The sequence below is a fragment of the Maricaulis sp. genome (assembly GCF_030149235.1).
In the GTDB taxonomy this organism is placed as follows: domain Bacteria; phylum Pseudomonadota; class Alphaproteobacteria; order Caulobacterales; family Maricaulaceae; genus Maricaulis.
Genome location: NZ_JASBRW010000037.1, coordinates 1 through 16,893 on the forward strand (window position 1 = coordinate 1; position 16,893 = coordinate 16,893).

Genomic DNA, 16,893 nt, shown 5'->3' on the forward strand with positions numbered 1-16,893 from the left:
TTCAGAATGTAGATCACTTGCGTCATGGCCTTGCGTCCCCCCGCGACGAAGTTCTACGACGTGTTGGAACAGCGAGACAAGCAAGCGGAGCGGTTAACGCCATGGACCTCACCGTCAATGGGGAAGCAAAACGGGTCGATGAAGGCCTGAATATTGCCGGACTGCTGGGCGAGCTGGGCCTGGATAGCCGCAAGGTGGCCGTTGAACGCAATCTCGAAATCGTACCGAAATCGGCCTATGCCGAGACCCAATTGCAGAGCGGCGACAAAATCGAGATCGTCGCCTTCGTCGGAGGTGGATAAATGGATGACGCCATGACCCTGGATCGCGCGCTGGAGGACGAATCGCTCGTCGTCGCCGGCCGGACCTTCAATTCCCGCCTCATTATCGGCACCGGTAAGTATGAGACCTATGCCCAGAATGCCCACGCGCTTGAAGCTTCCGGTGCGGACATGATCACGGTGGCGGTGCGCCGGGTGAACCTGTCTAACCCGGACGAGCCGCGCCTCGTCGATTTCATCTCGCCGGAGGATTACACCTTCCTGCCCAATACGGCAGGCTGTTTCACCGGCGAGGATGCGGTGCGCACGCTGCGTCTGGCGCGCGAGGCGGGTGGCTGGGACCTGGTCAAGCTCGAGGTCTTGTCCGACCCGAAACATCTCTATCCGGACATGGCGGAAACCCTGCGGGCGGCGGAAATGCTGATCAAGGACGGGTTCGACGTCATGGTCTATTGCTCCGATGACCCGGTCTACGCCAAGAAGCTGGAAGAGATCGGCTGTTGCGCCATCATGCCGCTGGGCGCCCCGATCGGTTCGGGCCTGGGCATCCAGAACCCGGTCAATATCCGCCTCATCATCGAGCAGACGAAGGTGCCGGTCATCGTCGATGCCGGGGTCGGCACGGCGTCCGATGCCGCTGTGGCGATGGAGCTGGGCTGTGATGGGGTGTTGATGAATACCGCCATCGCCGAGGCCAAGGACCCGATCCGCATGGCCAAGGCGATGAAGCATGCCGTGATCGCCGGTCGCGAGGCCTATCTCGCCGGTCGTATGCCGAAAAAGAAATACGCCGACCCGTCGAGCCCGCTCAGTGGCCTGATCTAGGAAGGCGGCGGGGGACGCTACAGCGCCCGGCCCCGATCACGCACTGGACCCGGTTTACTCGGCCAGCGCTTGCTGCAGCGCTTCTTCCAGACCCATCGTATTGGCGCCCGGGATGACGGTGCCGTTGAGGATGAAGAAGGGCGTGCCGGTCACGCCCATGACCTGGCCCAGGCGGCGGACATCGCCGATATGGCTCATGATGGCCGGATCACTCATGTCCTCGCGCATTTGCTCGACATCAACACCCGCGAGCTCGGCCAGCTGGTCGATACGGGATCCCGGCAGCGGGCCCGAGGCCGTGACAAGCGCCATGTGGAAGGGCTCATAGACCTCAACGCCCTGGCGGTGAGCCGCCAGCGCGGCGCGCGCGGCCTCGATCGATTCCGGGCCGAGGATCGGGTATTCCTTGAAGATGAACTGGACGCGGTCGCCATAGCGTTCGCGCACGTCGTCGACCCATTCGCCGGCCACACGGCAATAGCCGCACTTGTAATCCATGAACTCGACGATGGTGACCTGCGCATTATCCGGACCGAGGCGCGGGTCGCGCTCATCATTGTAGATTGCGTCCTGGTTGGCCTCGATCGCTGTGTAGAAGGAGTTGAGTTCGCGGTCGCGGGCGCGGCGCTGCAGCTCGATCAGCGCGTCCTCGATGATCTCCGGGTTTTCGATGATGTATTCCCGCACGATCTCGCGGATTTCTTCGCGATCGGCTTCGTCGAACTGGGCGTTGGCCGGCGGTTGCTGACAGCTGATCAGGGCGATGGACGCAGCAATGAGCGCGAAGAAACGGTACATGGACAAGACCCTCCAGGAAATCTGCCTCCTTATCTAGACGAGCCCGGCGCGGCTTTCGAGGCCTGCTCTACAGAAGCGCAGTAAAATACCCGTGTTGTGGTCTTGAGGGCTGGCCGTTTGGCGATGGCGCTCTAAGCTCCACGTCCAAGCCAGACAATAAGCGGGAGGACGCATCATGGCAGGTCGATTGGACGGCAAGGTCGCACTGGTCACCGGAGGAGGTCGCGGCATCGGCGCGGCGATCGCGAAACAGTTCGGCGCGGAAGGGGCCACGGTCGTACTCAGCTATGGCGGCTCCAAGGATGCGGCGGAAGCCGTGGCCGAGGCGATCCGCGGCATGGGGCAAAAAGCCGAGGCGGTGCATTGTGATGCCTCGGTCTCCGGCGAGACGGACAAGCTCGTGCGCGAGACGGCCGAGCGCCATGGTCAGCTCGACATCCTGGTCAATAATTCCGGCGTCTATCCGATGACGACGATTGCCAAATGCTCCGACGAGGAATGGGAACGCACCATGGCGATCAATCTGCGCGCGCCCTTCGAGGGCTTCCGTGCGGGCTATAATGTCATGGCACCGGGCGGTTCGATCATCACCATCGGGTCGATCGCGGCCGAGGGCGTGCTGGCGCCGGGCATTGCGGTTTATTCCGCGTCGAAATCGGGTGTGCAGCTCTTGTCGCGCGGCGCTGCGCGTGAGCTCGGGCGCAAGCAGATCCGCTCCAATGTCATCCAGCCCGGACCGATCGACACGGACATGAACCCGGCCGATGGCGATCACGCGGATTTCCAGAAAATGATGGTGCCGCTGGGCCGTTACGGAAAGGTCGAGGAAATCGCCGAGCTGGCGGCTTTCCTGGCGTCTGACGACAGTTCTTACATCAACGGCGCGGTGATCAATGCCGATGGCGGCATGACGTCCTAGGACCGGGCCCAGCTGAAAGGCGAGCCGGTCTGGCTCGCCTTTCAGGCTCTATTCTCTCAGGCGATTTCAAACACGCCGTCGACCTCGACCGCGGCGCCGAGCGGCAGGGCCGGGCAGGAGACGGCGGAGCGGGCGTGGCGTCCCTTGTCACCGAAGACCTCGACCATCAGGTCGGAACAGCCATTGATGACTTTGGGAATGTCGAAAAAGCCCGGTGCGGCGGCGACGAAGCCACCCAGCTTCACAACGCGCTGCAGGCGCTCGAGATCGCCGTCACAGGCGGCCTTGAGCTGGGAGATCAGGTTGATCGCACACAGGCGCGCCGCGGCCTGGCCCGCGTCTACATTCATGTCCTGACCCAGCGTGCCGGTGACCAGCCCGTCCGCACCGAGCGAAATCTGGCCGGAAATATAGACCTGGTTGCCGGAACGCACGAAGGGCACGTAATTGGCGACCGGAGCGACCGGCTCGGGCAGGGTGATGCCGAGTTCGGCAAGGCGGGTTTCGATAGTCATTGAACTCTCCCAGAGGTTTGCACCGCTCTTAAAGTCGGAATGCTTGCTATGCAATCGCGTCGCTTGACCTGACGTTCACGTAAATGGGCATGCTGGCGCCATGACCGAGATCATCACGCAAGACGTCAATCTGAGGGCCCGCGACGGGTTTGCCCTGTCGGCCCAGTCGATCTGCCCGGCGTCACCGCGGGCGGCGGTGTTGATCTCGTCGGGGACAGGTTTCCCCAAAGAGCTTTATACCCGCCTGGCGGCCTATGGTGCCGAGCGGGGTTATGCCAGCCTGATCTATGATTATCGCGGCATTGCCGGGTCGGCGCCGCAGACGATGCGCGGTTTCCAGGCCGATATCATGGACTGGGCCCGGCTGGACTTTGCCGCCGCGCTCGACGCCGCCGCCGCTCTGGCGCCCGGCAAGCCGCTTGTGACCTTGGGGCATTCCGTCGGCGGGCATTTGCTGGGCTTCGCCGATAATGCGCTGACACCGCAAGCCCATGCCTTCATCACGGTCGGGACTGGCTATCATGGCGCTCATGAGCCGGGCTGGCGGCCGAAGGCGCGCATGTTTTGGTGGCTCTACGGCCCGCTCATGCTGGCCCTGCACGGGCGTATCCCGGCCGGCGGTTTGTGGAGCGGGACGGCCCTGCCGCGCGATGTTTTCCTGCAATGGCGGCAATGGGCCCAGCGCCCAGGCTATTTCAGCGAATTTTTCGACGCCCTCGGCGAGCATTCTTTCGACCGGGTCAGCGCGCCGATCCGCAGCTGGAGCTTCAGCGATGACCAGCTGTGCTCACAGCGCGCCGCCGACGATCTCCTACGGATTTACAGCGCGGCACCGAAGGCGCATTTGCGGATCGATCCCGCCTCGGTCGGGGCCGAGCGCATTGACCATCACGGGGCGTTCAGCCGGGCTGCGTCCGGTTTCTGGCCCTTGCCCTTCGACTGGTTCGATGAGGTGTTGTTCCAGTCGGCCGCAACCGAGTTTTCCATTACCGGCTAGCGTTTGGCCGGTTTCAGGGCGCGGCCCTTGATCACGGCGTCTGTACCGAATTTCGCCCGCGCCTGGTCCATGGCCCGTTCGGCGGTGGCGCGCCGGATCGCTTGTGGATCCAGCAGGTCGCCGGCATCGCCGACGGCCTGGGTGAGTTCGGAAAAGCCGATGCCGATCAAACGGTATTGCGTGCCGTTGAGCTCCGCCGCGAGCAGTTCCCGCCCGACCCGGAACAGCGTGTCGGCCAACTGGCTGGGTTCGCTCAGCGTGCGCCTCCGGGTCAGCGTCTTGAAGGCCGAGGTTTTCAGCTTCAGCGTCACCACCGAACCGGAGATATCCTTGGTCTTCATGATGTCGGCGACCTTGACGCAAAGCCGCCACAGCACGCCCTCCAGCGTCTCCTTGTCGCTGTGATCGGTGTTGAAGGTCGTCTCGCTGGATACACTCTTGCGTTCGCCGACCGGATCGACCTTGCGGTGATCCTCGCCGCGCGACAGCCGGGCCAGGCGATAGCCCATATCGCCATAGCGCTGGGCCATCGCCTTGTCGCCGCGCTTGCGGATATCGGCGAGGGTATGCAGCCCGTCCCGTTCAAGCTTGCGGGCAAAGGCCGGACCGACCCCATAAATGGCCCGCACGGGTCGGGGCGCTAGGAAATCGAGCACCTCGCCCTGGCCGATCACAGCAAACCCGTCGGGCTTTTCCAGGTCGGAGGCCGTCTTGGCGAGGAATTTGTTGAAGCTCAGGCCGACAGACACCGTGATGCCGACCTCCTCGAGGATATGGCGTTGCAGGCGCAGCAGGGTGTGGGCTGGTGGCGCGCCATGCAGGCGTTCCGTCCCGGTCAGGTCGAGGAAGGCCTCATCGATCGACAAGGGTTCCACCAGGGGCGTAATGGCGCGCATCAACTCCCGGATGCGATGGCCCTCGCGCGAATACTTGCTGTGATCGGGCCGGATCACGACGGCGTCTGGGCAAGCCTTGAGCGCCTTGAACATCGGCATGGCCGAATGCACGCCATAGATCCGCGCAACATAACAGGCCGTCGAGACGACACCGCGCCGCCCGCCGCCGATGATGACGGGCTTGTCCTCCAGTTCCGGATTGTCGCGTTTCTCGATGGCGGCGAAGAAGGCGTCGCAATCGATATGGGCGATGGCGAGCGCATTGAGTTCGTCGTGGCGCACAATGCGCCTGGCGCCGCACGCGCTGCATTTGAGGGGCTCTGCGTCGAGCGGAGTGAGACAGGCCCGGCAATAGGCGGCCCGGGCACTCATGCCTCGACCTGCCAAAGCCAGGCCGCTCCGCGCACCCCGGAGCTGGCGCCGTGCTGATGCGTCCGCACTTTGGTTTTGACGCCATCGGAAAACAGGAATTCACCCAGCAGCGCCTGCGTCCGCTCGGCGAGGCCCGACGTGTCGGACACGCCGCCGCCGAGAACGACGGTGTCCGCGTCGATGATGTTGATGACGCTGGCGAGCGCGCGTGCCAGACGATGCGCATAGGCCTCGCGGCTCGCTTCAGCCTCGGGTGTCTGTGCCAGGGCGATGTCGCGGGCGCTGAGTTCGGTGCCGTATTGCCGGTTGCAATGCGTCGCCCATCCGGGACCGGAGAGGAAAGTTTCGATACACCCGGTCTGGCCGCACCAGCAGGGTTCGCCGGGATATTCGGAGGGCTGCATCCAGGGCAGGGGGTTATGACCCCATTCCCCGGCAATGCGCTGGGCGCCATCGAGCAACCGGCCGTCAATGACGATACCGCCGCCAACGCCGGTGCCGAGAATCACCCCGAAGACGATGCGGCCGTCGCAGCCGGCCCCGTCGGTCGCTTCCGACAGGGCAAAGCAATCCGCGTCATTGGCGAATCGCATGGGGCGATCGAGGGCGCGGCCGAGGTCCTCGGCGAAGGGGCGGTCATTGAGCCAGACCGAATTGGCGTTGCGCATGCGGCCCGTATCCGGGCTCAGCGAGCCGGGATGGCCGATACCGACATGGGCGCGCTCGCCGGTCGCGGCCTCCGCCTCCTGCACCAGCTGGCAAATCGCAGCGAGCGAGCGGTCATAATCGCGTGGCGTTGCGATGCGGGCGCGGTGGATCTCGCGGCCGTTCGGATCGAGGCCCAGAGCCTCAATCTTGGTGCCGCCGAGGTCGATGCCGATGCGAAACATTATTTTGCCGTATCTGGATGAAATGCCTTGGGAGACCTATCTTGTTCCTAACTTGTTCCGAAAGTCGAGGAAATCCGCCCCAGACTCATGGTTAGTTAAGGAAGATAGGGTTTAGTGCAGGTGGGGTTTATCAAGCACCTAAAGGTGCGTCATCAACGGGAAGCGCGTCGCCGACATGCTGCAGGTCATGCCGAAAAAGGTCCTGATCGTCGAGGATAACGAGCTCAACATGAAGCTCTTCAACGACCTGTTGGAGGCTCATGGTTACGAGACCTTGCAGACCAAGGATGGTTTCAAGGCGCTCGAGATGGCGCGCGAACACACCACCGACCTGATTCTCAGGGATCTCCTGCTGCCGGAAGTGTCCGGCCTGGAAGTCACCAAATGGCTCAAGGATGATGAAAGCCTGCAGACGATCCCGGTCGTCGCGGTCACGGCCTTTGCCATGAAGGGTGATGAAGAGCGCATCCGTGAGGGCGGATGCGAAGCCTATCTGTCCAAGCCGATCACCGTGTCCACCTTTATCGAGACGGTGCGTCAATTCCTGGACTAGGGGGCAAGGATCGATGAGTGCGCGTATCCTTGTCGTAGACGATCAACCCGCCAATGTCAGAATGCTCGAAGCCAAATTGCAGGCCGAGTATTTCGACGTGTGCACGGCCCATGACGGGCCGTCGGCGCTGAGCGTCGCCAATAGCGAACAACCCGACCTGATCCTGCTCGACGTGATGATGCCGGGCATGGACGGTTATGAGACCTGCCGCCGGCTCAAGGCGGAGAATCGCACGCGCCATATCCCCGTGGTCATGGTCACCGCGCTCGACCAGCGCGAGGACCGCATCAATGGCCTCGAGGCCGGAGCAGATGACTTCCTGACCAAGCCGGTTGATGACGTCACCCTGTTTGCCCGGGTGCGCAGCCTCTTGCGGCTCAAGGCCGTGCTCGACGAGTTGCGCTATCGCGACCAGGGCGGGGCTCTGGCGGGCATTGTCAGCGATCCCGCCGAGCTCGATGGCGGCAAGGCTGAGGCGGTGATTATCACGCCCGACGCCAAGGCCGGCGCGCGCTACAACGATGCTATGCCCGAAGGTGTATCCGGGCGTTGTGTCACCGCTCCGGGCGAAGCTGTGGAAGCGGTCGCCGTGCGCTGTGACATCGCCCTGATTGATCTGAGTCATACCGGTTTTGATGGTTTGCGCGTCTGTGCGCGCATCCGCTCGATGCCGAAGACGCGGCAAATGCCCTTGATCGCCATCATCAATTCCGATGATACGCCGAGCGCCGTTCGGGCCCTTGATCTTGGCGTGAACGATATTCTGCATCGCCCGGTCGACGCCCAGGAACTGGCCGCGCGTCTGCGCACCCAGCTGCGCCGCGCCCGCTATGCCGACAAGCTGCGTAACCGGCTCGATGAAAGCCTCGAGATGGCGGTAATCGATCCGCTCACCGGGCTGCACAATCGCCGTTTCCTATCAGCCCGGCTCAATCATGCGGTCGAGAGTGCCAATGTGGGTGGAGCGCCGGTCTCGGTGCTGATCGCCGATATCGACCATTTCAAGCGCGTCAATGACACGCTGGGCCACGAGGCCGGTGACGCGGTGCTCAAGGTCTTTGCAGAGCGTCTCGGCAGCGATCTGCGGGCGCTGGACCAGGCGGCCCGCTATGGCGGTGAGGAATTCGTGGTGATGATGCCGGGCGCGGGTCTGGCTGAAGCCCAGATCGCAGCCGAGCGTCTGCGCCGGGTGATCAGCGAGACCCCGTTCCAGGTCGACGGGATCGGAGAGGTTCCGGTCACGGTGAGTGTAGGCCTGGCCCAGCTGCATGCGGGCGAGAGCGTTGAGTCGCTTCTGCGTCGGGCTGATGCTGCGCTCTATGAAGCGAAGACCGAGGGCCGGAATCGCGTTCAGGCCGCGGTGAATGCCGCAGCCTGATCACGCATCAAACAAGCAGATCAGTCTGCTTACTTGATTTTGCCTTCTTTGAATTCGACGTGCTTGCGGGCAACCGGGTCGTACTTCTTCAGCACGAGCTTCTCGGTCATGGTGCGCGCATTTTTCTTGGTCACGTAGAAATAACCCGTACCAGCCGTGGAGTTCAGGCGGATTTTGATGGTTGTCGGCTTCGCCATGGCTCTAAAGTCCTGGTGTTACGCGCGCGAGCGGCCCCATGCCGTCGCGAGAGCGCGCGAACATACTCATGGGAGGGCGTGTGTCAACTGTTTGACGGTGCCCGAACTGCACGCCAGGCGACGATCAGCACGTAGCCCCCGGCAATTGCGGACAGGACCCAGAGCAGGCCCCAGGGGCCGGCATGGTCCATGGCGATCCCAGCGGCCGGCGGGCCGCCAAATGATCCCAGACCGTATGCGAAGATGAAAGCGGCATTGGCCGCAGCAATGGCACCGCCGGTGAAGCGTTCCCCCAGGAGTGAGAGCCCGACGGTATAAAGACCGCTGACGGCTCCTGACTGCAAGAACATCACGGTCAGCAGCAGCGGGATGTTGGCCCCGGCAAGGCCGACGAAAATGGGTCCGATCGTGGCGGCGCAGGCGATCCACAACAAGGTCAGGCGCCGGTCGGTGCGGTCCGCGACCCAGCCGACCGGGATCTGGAACACGATGGCTCCGAGCGCGACGGCGACGATCATCATCCCGATCATGGAATGATCGAGGCCGATCCGTTCGCCATAGACCGGCATCATCGAGAAAATGAGGGTTTCGATCGCCCCGAAGGCCAGTCCCGCGAGAATCGCGGCGGGCGCCATCGGGATCATCTTGATCATGCTGACCACGGATGCCGCATGAGCGTCGGGGGCGGTTGGGTCAGGCCCGCGCAGGAAGAAGATGGGGATCACGCCCATCAGGAATATCAGGCCGCCGATATAGAAAGCCGCATCGCCAACGCCATGCAGAGAGGAAAACAACAGCCCGCCCGTCCCGAAACCGCCGGCGAGGGCGGTGCCGTATACACCGAGCATCATGGCGCGCCGCTCTGGTGTGACGACCTGGTTGATCCAGCTTTCCGAGATCACGAAGATCACGGTCATGAAACAGCCCACGCTGAAGCGCAGCAGGAACCAGACCCAGACATTGGGGAAATTTGGGAACAGCACGAAGAGCGCCGCCGCCGCCGCCAGCGAGCCGGCCAGAAGCAGGCGGGGCGGTATATAGGTCATCAGCCGCGGCACCAGCGGGGCCATCAGCAGGGTCGACAAGGCCGCTGCTGCCCCATTGAGGCCGACCATCAGACCGGAGCCCGTCATATGTTCCAGCCGCAGCGAGACCAGCGGCATGGACAGGCCGAATACGATGCCGCAGACCATGGCACAGGAGATGGCCGCGACGAGCGAGCGCGTCTGGGCAAACCGATCATCGATGAACAAGGACACCATGGCCGCTGACTTACTCCTAGCCGGGTACAGGTCTTAGTGCTGAAAAATAACCTGGCCGATCAGATGGCCAGCTAGAGCATGTCCACAGCCATGCCGCCGCGGACCTCGCGGATCCAGCGCGGGGGCTCCGGCGCCGGCGGCTGCACGCGTTTCAGTTCGTCTAGAACGAAATGCGTGATGATCGGCAGGTCGAGCGATCGGGATTGGTCCCAGGGCACCCATTGCACGTCTTCCAGCTCGTCGCTGGGCTGAGGTGCACGGTCATCGGCGAGCGCGGAGGCATCGGCGGTGAAGAACCAGGTGTCGAACCGGCGCGTGCGGCCCGGAGGCGTGATGGCGCGGGTAATCAGACGCAGTTCGCCCAGATCGGGCAGTACGCCGTCGCGCAGGAAAGGGCGCCAGTGCGGGTGGCGGGAATGATGCTGGCCGGGACGGGCAATCAAGAGACCGGTTTCCTCGGCTGTTTCACGCACGGCGGCCACCGCGGCGGCGCGGGCCCGGTGTTCCGGGATGCGGCGGCTCATCATGTCGAGGGCTGTCGTTTCAAGGTCGCGGGCGATTGGCGCGGTGGCGTCCGCCCGGTCGACCCGGCCGCCCGGGAAGACGTATTTATTGGGCATGAAGACATGCTTGGACGAGCGCCGGCCCATCAGCACTTCCAGCCCGGCGCCTTCGCCGCGGGTCAGGATCAGCGACGCCGCCAGGCGCGGACGGATCGGTTTGAGCTTTTCATTGCGGCGCTCATCACTCATCGACGGCGTCCTCGTTTCGGTCCGCCGCGTCGCGGAGCATGACCGGGGCGCCGCATGCCTGCACGGCGCGTCGGTCGCGGGCCTTTTTCCGGCCGGGTCAGGATATCGAGCAGCAGCCCGCCGGTCACCGGCGTGGCTTCCTCGATTCGCACGGTAACCGTCATGCCCAGGCGATAGCGATTTCCGCTTTCCTCACCGACCAGAGCATGGGCGCGCTCATCATGATGCCAGCGCTCGGCTCCGAGCTGGCTGATCGGAACCAGGCCGTCGGCTCCGGTTTCCAGCAGCCGGACAAAGGCGCCAAAGCGGGTGACCCCGGTGATCCGGCCTTCAAATTCACCGCCGACGCGTTCCGCCAGATAAAGCGCAATGAAACGGTCGACCGCATCGCGCTCGGCCGCCATGGCGCGGCGTTCCGAATGCGTGATCTCTTCCGCGATCGTGTCGAGGCGGCTGCGTTCCTCATCAGTCTGGCCATCAGGGCCAAGGTCCAGAGCTCGGATCAGGGCGCGGTGGACGGTGAGGTCGGCATAGCGGCGGATCGGCGAGGTGAAATGGGCGTAGCGGTCGAGATTGAGGCCGAAATGGCCGAGGTTTTCGGTATCGTAGATGGCTTGGGACTGGCTGCGCAGCACGACCTCGTTGACGGTCTCATAGTGTTCGGTGCCCTTGGCCTGGGCGAGCAGCTTGTTGAAGCGTTTCGGCGTCGCCTTCTCGCCCTTGCTCCACTTCATCGACACGGTCTGGAGAAAGTCGGACAGGCCCTCGATCTTCTCCAGCGAGGGCTGTTCATGCACCCGGTAGATCAGCGGGGTGCGTTTCATTTCCAGGCTTTCTGCGGCGCAGACATTGGCCTGGATCATGAATTCTTCGATCAGCTTGTGCGCGTCGAAGCGCTGTCGCACTTCAACTCCAAGGACCTGACCATCCTCACCAACCCTAACGCGGCGTTCGGGCGCATCGATTTCCAACGGCTCGCGGTCAGCGCGCGCCTTGGAAAGGGCCGCATAGGCGCCCCATAGCGGCCGTAGGACGCTGTCGAGCAATTGTACGGCCTTGTCCGGCCCGCCGCCGTCGATGGCGTTCTGGGCGTCGGTATAAGAGAGTTTCGCCGCCGACTTCATCCAGCCGCGGATGAAACGGTGAGAGCGTTTCTGGCCGTATTGGTCAAACACCATGCGAACGGCCATGCAGGGGCGCTCTTCCAACTCGCGCAGTGAACACAGATCGTTGGACAGGCGCTCCGGCAGCATCGGCACGACGCGGTCGGGCAGGTAGACGGAATTGCCGCGCTTGAAGGCGCCACGGTCCAACTGGCCGCCCGGTTCGATATAGGCGGCGACATCGGCGATGGCGACAATGACGACCCAGCCGCCCTTATTGCTTTCGTCCTCGTCCCGCGCCGCAAAGACCGCATCGTCATGGTCTTTCGCGTCATCCGGGTCGATGGTGATCAGCGGCAGGGCGCGCAGGTCTTCGCGCTGGCCCATCTTGGCCGGTTTGATCTTTTTCGTCTCGGCCAGCTCGGCCTCGGAGAAGCCTTGCGGCACACCATGGGCGTGCAGGGCGATAACACTGCCGGCGCCGGGGCTGTCGACATCGCCGAGCACTTCAACGATTTCGGCGGTCTTGAGCCCGTAGCGGCGTTCCTTGGCAATGCGCACCAGGACGAGATCGCCATCCTGAGCCTTGTCATTCTCGCCCTTGGCCGGGACCAGTTCGTGCCGTGTGCGTCTGTCGACCGGCATCAGGCGGGCATAGCCCTTTTCCGGTTTGCGCATCACGCACAGCACACGATGCGCGCTCTGGCCGAGCTTCTTCAGCAGGCGTGCCTCATAGGAACCGTCATCCTGCACTGCGAGGCGGACGAGGGCCTTGTCACCGATCCCGAGCGCGGGCTGGCCCGGGCCGCCCGCGCCCTCGCCAGGGGCGAGGCGAATGACCGGGGCTGCCCGGTCGGCACGGACCGGCTCAGCCAGCAATTCCCCATCGCTGTCGCGGTCGGTGATCATCACCACGGTGACCGCGGGCAGGGCGCCGGCAAGGACGTAATTGCGCTTGGAATCCTTGGCGATGACGCCTTCTTGCTCAAGGATCGCCAATTGTTCCTTGAGATGGCGTTTGTGATCGGAGCCCTTCAGGCCGAGTGCACGTGCAAGCTCGCGCTTGCCGAACTGGCCCTCGCCCTGTTTGACGGCCTCGACCAGGCCTTCGCGGGTGAAGCCGGCCAGTTTCGGATCCGGTTTGCTCACGCCTCAATCCGCTGCTTTCTTGGTGGTCTTCTTGGCCGTGGTCTTCTTCTTGGCGGGCGCTTTCTTCTTGGCCGGCGCCTTTTTCTTGCCGCCCCTTGCCGCCTTGGCGTTGACCAGTTCCATGGCCTGTTCAAGCGTCACCGTTTCCGGCTCTGTGCCCTTGGGCAGGGTGGCGTTGATCTTCTCGTATTTGACGTAAGGACCATAGCGGCCGCTCATGATGCGGACCGGCTTGCCCTCATGCTCGCCGAGCTCCTTGAGCGCGGTTGCAGCTTGGCCGCGGCGGCCCGGATTGGCGATCTTGTCGGCGATGGCCGAGACGGCGCGATTGAGGCCAATCTCGAACACATCCTCGACCGATTGCAGGTTCGCATAGGTCTTGCCGTGATGGACGTAGGGCCCATAGCGGCCAATCGCTGCGGTGATCGGCTCGCCATCATCAGGGTGATTGCCCACCAGGCGCGGCAGGCTCATCAGCTGAATCGCCTTGTCCTCGGTCAGCGCGTGCGGATCCCAGCCCTTGGGGATGGAGGCGCGCTTGGGCTTGTCCTCGCCGTCGACTTCCATTTCCAGGTAAATGCCGAACCGGCCATCCTTCATTATGATCGGCTTGCCGCTGTCAGGGTCGATCGCGATCTTGCCATCGCCCTCGATAACGCTCTGCGCCTCGGTCGGGCTCATCTGGCGGGTGAATTTGCAATCGGGGTGATTGGAACAGCCCAGGAAAGCCCCGAATTTGCCCAGACGCAGGCTCAGCGTGCCTTCCTTGCAGGACGGGCACAGGCGCGGATCAGAGCCGTCTTCGGTCGCCGGGAAGATGTGCGGGGCGAGCGCTTCGTTGAGCGCGTCGAGCACATTGGTAATACGCAGCTCGCCGATCTCGTCTACCGCCGAGCGGAATTCGGTCCAGAAATCGCGCAGCAATTGCTTCCAGTCGAGATCCCCGGCCGAGACCTTGTCGAGCTGGGTCTCGAGGCCCGCGGTGAAGTCATATTCGACATAGCGCGCGAAGAAATTCTCGAGGAAGGCTGTGACGACGCGGCCCTTGTCTTCCGGGTGGAAGCGGTTCTTGTCCATGCGGACATACTCCCGGTCGCGCAGCACCTGCAGCGTCGAGGCATAGGTCGAAGGGCGGCCAATGCCGAGCTCTTCCATACGCTTGACCAGCGAGGCTTCGGTGAAGCGCGGCGGCGGCTGGGTGAAGTGCTGGTCGGCATAGGTTTTCTCTGCCGAAGCGGCCGCACCTTGCTCGACCTTGGGCAGGCGGGCTTCGCCTTCGTCCTCTTCATCGTCGCGGCCTTCCTGGTAGAGCGTCAGGAAGCCATCGAACTGCAACACCGAACCGGTGGCCCGCAGGGCGGTCTGCTGGTCCGAGCTGGTTATATCGATCGTGGTGCGCTCGAAGCGGGCGCTTTCCATCTGGCTGGCGACCGCGCGGCGCCAGATCAGCTGGTAGAGACGCGCCATATCGCCGTCGAGATTGAGTGTTTTGGGCAGGCGCGAGAAACTGGTCGGGCGGATCGCCTCGTGCGCCTCCTGGGCGTTCTTGGCCTTGGAGGAATAGAAGCGCGGCTTGGGCGGCACGTAGAGTGCGCCATGTTCGTCGGCGATGACGTCGCGCACCTGGTTGATGGCTTCGCTGACCATGGAGACGCCGTCGGTACGCATATAGGTAATGAGACCCACCGTCTCGCCACCGATATTCACGCCCTCATAGAGTTTCTGCGCCGTCTGCATGGTGCGGGTGGCGGAAAAGCCCAGCTTGCGGGCGGCTTCCTGCTGCAGTGTTGAGGTGGTGAAGGGCGGGGGCGGATTACGCTTGGTCGGCTTGGCTTCGACCGAGGTTACCGAAAGGTCGGCCGCATTGATGGCGTCTACCGCGGCATTGGCCGAAGCGCGGTCCTTGATCGAGAGCTTTTGCAGTTTCTTGCCGTTAAGGCTGACCAGTTTGGCCCGGAACGGATCCCCACCGGCGCGGATATCGGCATCGACAGTCCAGTATTCTTCCGCCGTGAACTTTTCGATCTCCAGTTCCCGGTCACAGATCAGGCGCAGGGCTACGGATTGGACACGGCCAGCGGAACGCGAACCGGGCAGTTTACGCCAAAGCACCGGCGACAGGGTGAAGCCGACCAGATAATCCAGCGCGCGGCGCGCCAGATAGGCGTTCACCAGCTCCATATCCACGGCACGCGGATGGCGCATGGCCTCCAGGATCGCCGGCTTGGTAATAGCGTTGAAGGCGACCCGCTGCACGTCGACATTCTTGAGAACGCGGCGCTTGGTCAGCGCTTCGAGCAGGTGCCAGGAAATCGCTTCGCCTTCGCGATCCGGGTCAGTCGCCAGGATCAGGCGATCGCTTTCCTTGACCGCATCCGCGATCGCCTTGACGCGCTTGGCCGACTGGCTGTCGACCTCCCAGTCCATCGCGAAATCCTCATCCGGCTTGACCGAACCATCCTTCGGCGGAAGGTCGCGGACATGCCCGAAACTCGCCAGCACGGTATAGTCGGAACCTAAGTATTTATTGATGGTTTTTGCTTTTGCAGGCGATTCGACGACGACAACATTCATCGGGGCAGCATCCAGTCCGGAACGGGAGAATCTCCAAGCTCAAAGCTTAGCGATCGGGGCGCGCGAAGGTGTGCGACCGATTTGGCGCTGTCAACTCGGCTGTGCGGGGGCCGTTTGCCGCGAGGCCAGTCTCAGCGGCCCGGAGCGACCGTGAAACAGGGTTCGCCCTGGGCTGAAAAGTCGGCGCAGGCGGCATCGGCCTGGGAGGCGCTCAGGGCCTCGAAGCGGGCGCGCCAGAGCACGCCATTATCGGTCTCGACCCGGCGCGCGGCTTGCTGGGCGCCATCCAGTGCGGTGGAGACATGGGCGATACGTGACAGGCGTGCGCGCGCTTGATCGGCAGAATGATAGGCGCCGACCTGGACCGACCAGACCGTGAATGAAGCGGGCGGACCGGCGTCTTCTGCCTCGGCGCCTTGCATGGGGGCGGTGCCCGGCTCGCGCAGTTCGTCGGTCAGTTCGATCCGTAGCGGTTGATTGGCCTCGGCTGACCCCATTTCTGTCGGGGCTGCGACACCGAGCGCGGCGAAATCGTGCGCGATCAGGCGCTGTTCGCGCACCGGGTTGAGCCGCGGCGAGGACAGTTCGGCGAAAAGCTGGGTTTCCTGGCGGCGGGCAAGGGAGCCAAAGGCGGCGTCGAGCAATTCTTCGGCATGGGCATCGCGGGCCTGCGCGGTCGGCCCGCCCATCACAACGGCAATCAGGCGGTGACCGTGACGCTCGGCAGAGACGACGATATTGAAGCCGGAGGCGCGGATATACCCGGTCTTGAGGCCATCAACGCCGTCGACGCGTCCGACCAGCGAGTTGTGATTGCGGTAGGTCTGGCCGCCATAGGTGAAGCTGTCGGCGTTGAAATAGGCAAAGTATTGGGGGTAGTCGCGATGCAAGGCGATGGCCAGTCGCGCCATGTCGCGGGCGCTGGTGACCTGGCGGGCGTCCGGCAGGCCGGACGCGTTGCGGAACACTGTGTTTTCCAAACCAAGACCGGTGGCCCGTTGGGTCATGGCTTCGGCAAAGCGGGCTTCCCCTCCTGCCAGACGCTCGCCAACGGCCAGCGCGACGTCATTGGCGCTTTTGACGATCAGGGCGAGAATGGCGTCTTCAACCGTGATGGCGTCGCCGGTACGCAATCCCAGGTGCGAGGGCGGAGCCGCAGCAGCCCGGGCACTGACGCGGATCTGGTCTTGCAGTCCGATCTCACCGAGTTCTATCGCCTCGAAGATCATGTACAGCGTCATCATCTTGGTGAGAGACGCTGGATGGCGCTGGGCCTCTGACCGACGCGAATGCATGACCACGCCCGTGCCCTGGTCGACGACAAAGGCCGCATAGCGTTCATTGGCCGTTGCTCCAGCGACCGGCAGGGTCAGGGCGAGGAGGCTCGCGCTCAGGGCGATTATCAGCACGCGAAGAATGCTCATGCCGAAAG

Annotated in this window: 16 protein-coding genes; 6 read left to right on the top strand and 10 right to left on the bottom strand. The window is 63.5% G+C overall.

Translation table 11 applies throughout. From position 1 onward, the window contains the following. Positions 1-101: 101 nt before the first annotated feature. Both thiS and Q1V51_RS05230 read left to right on the top strand, forming a co-directional pair. The gene (gene thiS, locus Q1V51_RS05225; RefSeq protein ID WP_300553807.1) at positions 102-302 is read left to right on the top strand and encodes a sulfur carrier protein ThiS; all 201 of its coding nucleotides are present in this window, start codon (positions 102-104) and stop codon (positions 300-302) included. Continuing rightward, positions 303-1,106 carry a thiazole synthase gene (locus Q1V51_RS05230; RefSeq protein WP_366522710.1) on the top strand — a complete coding sequence of 268 codons (804 nt, stop codon included), beginning with the start codon at positions 303-305 and terminating at the stop codon, positions 1,104-1,106. Between the two features lie 54 nt (positions 1,107-1,160). Here the strand turns inward: Q1V51_RS05230 and Q1V51_RS05235 are convergent, their stop codons facing one another. Further along, positions 1,161-1,904 carry a DsbA family protein gene (locus tag Q1V51_RS05235; RefSeq protein ID WP_300553811.1) on the bottom strand — a complete coding sequence of 248 codons (744 nt, stop codon included), beginning with the start codon at positions 1,902-1,904 and terminating at the stop codon, positions 1,161-1,163. Positions 1,905-2,079: 175 nt separating this feature from the next. Between Q1V51_RS05235 and Q1V51_RS05240 the strand changes: the two genes are divergently transcribed. Then, positions 2,080-2,823 (top strand): SDR family oxidoreductase, encoded by a 744-nt coding sequence (locus Q1V51_RS05240; RefSeq protein WP_300553813.1) that lies wholly within the window; start codon positions 2,080-2,082, stop codon positions 2,821-2,823. Between the two features lie 56 nt (positions 2,824-2,879). Here the strand turns inward: Q1V51_RS05240 and Q1V51_RS05245 are convergent, their stop codons facing one another. Continuing rightward, positions 2,880-3,338, bottom strand: a complete 459-nt coding sequence (locus tag Q1V51_RS05245) for a RidA family protein (protein ID WP_300553814.1) — start codon at positions 3,336-3,338, stop codon at positions 2,880-2,882. A gap of 100 nt (positions 3,339-3,438) precedes the next feature. On the opposite strand from Q1V51_RS05245, the gene Q1V51_RS05250 reads away from it, so the two are divergent. Beyond that, a complete protein-coding gene (locus tag Q1V51_RS05250; RefSeq protein WP_300553817.1) occupies positions 3,439-4,335 on the top strand; it encodes an alpha/beta hydrolase in 897 nt (298 codons plus the stop codon). On the opposite strand, the gene Q1V51_RS05255 is transcribed toward Q1V51_RS05250, so the two are convergent. Next, positions 4,332-5,603 (bottom strand): DNA polymerase IV, encoded by a 1,272-nt coding sequence (locus Q1V51_RS05255; protein WP_300553819.1) that lies wholly within the window; start codon positions 5,601-5,603, stop codon positions 4,332-4,334. The two genes, Q1V51_RS05250 and Q1V51_RS05255, sit on opposite strands and share 4 nt — an antisense overlap. Further along, positions 5,600-6,493: an ROK family protein gene (locus Q1V51_RS05260; protein ID WP_300553822.1), complete on the bottom strand. Its 894-nt coding sequence runs from the start codon at positions 6,491-6,493 to the stop codon at positions 5,600-5,602. Before Q1V51_RS05260 ends, Q1V51_RS05255 begins: the two co-directional genes overlap by 4 nt. A 175-nt stretch (positions 6,494-6,668) precedes the next feature. Between Q1V51_RS05260 and Q1V51_RS05265 the strand changes: the two genes are divergently transcribed. After that, a complete protein-coding gene (locus Q1V51_RS05265; protein WP_366522711.1) occupies positions 6,669-7,046 on the top strand; it encodes a response regulator in 378 nt (125 codons plus the stop codon). A 13-nt stretch (positions 7,047-7,059) separates the two neighbouring features. Further along, entirely contained in the window at positions 7,060-8,424 is a 1,365-nt protein-coding gene (locus Q1V51_RS05270; protein WP_300553825.1) for a PleD family two-component system response regulator, read from the top strand. Positions 8,425-8,453: 29 nt separating this feature from the next. Here Q1V51_RS05270 and rpmG read toward each other — a convergent pair whose 3' ends face one another. The 6 genes from rpmG to Q1V51_RS05300 all read right to left on the bottom strand — a co-directional run bounded on the left by rpmG (position 8,454) and on the right by Q1V51_RS05300 (position 16,885). Continuing rightward, complete coding sequence (gene rpmG, locus Q1V51_RS05275) at positions 8,454-8,621, bottom strand: 50S ribosomal protein L33 (RefSeq protein WP_009800672.1); 168 nt, start codon at positions 8,619-8,621, stop codon at positions 8,454-8,456. Positions 8,622-8,704: 83 nt separating this feature from the next. Further along, positions 8,705-9,883, bottom strand: coding sequence for an MFS transporter (locus Q1V51_RS05280; RefSeq protein WP_300553827.1), 1,179 nt, complete (start codon positions 9,881-9,883; stop codon positions 8,705-8,707). Positions 9,884-9,954: 71 nt separating this feature from the next. Further along, positions 9,955-10,635, bottom strand: coding sequence for an NUDIX hydrolase (locus tag Q1V51_RS05285; RefSeq protein ID WP_300553829.1), 681 nt, complete (start codon positions 10,633-10,635; stop codon positions 9,955-9,957). Beyond that, positions 10,632-12,887 carry a ribonuclease R gene (gene rnr, locus Q1V51_RS05290; protein WP_300553831.1) on the bottom strand — a complete coding sequence of 752 codons (2,256 nt, stop codon included), beginning with the start codon at positions 12,885-12,887 and terminating at the stop codon, positions 10,632-10,634. The genes Q1V51_RS05285 and rnr overlap by 4 nt, the downstream gene beginning before the upstream one ends. 3 nt (positions 12,888-12,890) lie before the next feature. After that, complete coding sequence (gene topA, locus Q1V51_RS05295) at positions 12,891-15,461, bottom strand: type I DNA topoisomerase (protein WP_300553833.1); 2,571 nt, start codon at positions 15,459-15,461, stop codon at positions 12,891-12,893. A gap of 131 nt (positions 15,462-15,592) precedes the next feature. Next, positions 15,593-16,885, bottom strand: a complete 1,293-nt coding sequence (locus Q1V51_RS05300) for a D-alanyl-D-alanine carboxypeptidase family protein (protein ID WP_300553835.1) — start codon at positions 16,883-16,885, stop codon at positions 15,593-15,595. Positions 16,886-16,893: the final 8 nt, after the last annotated feature.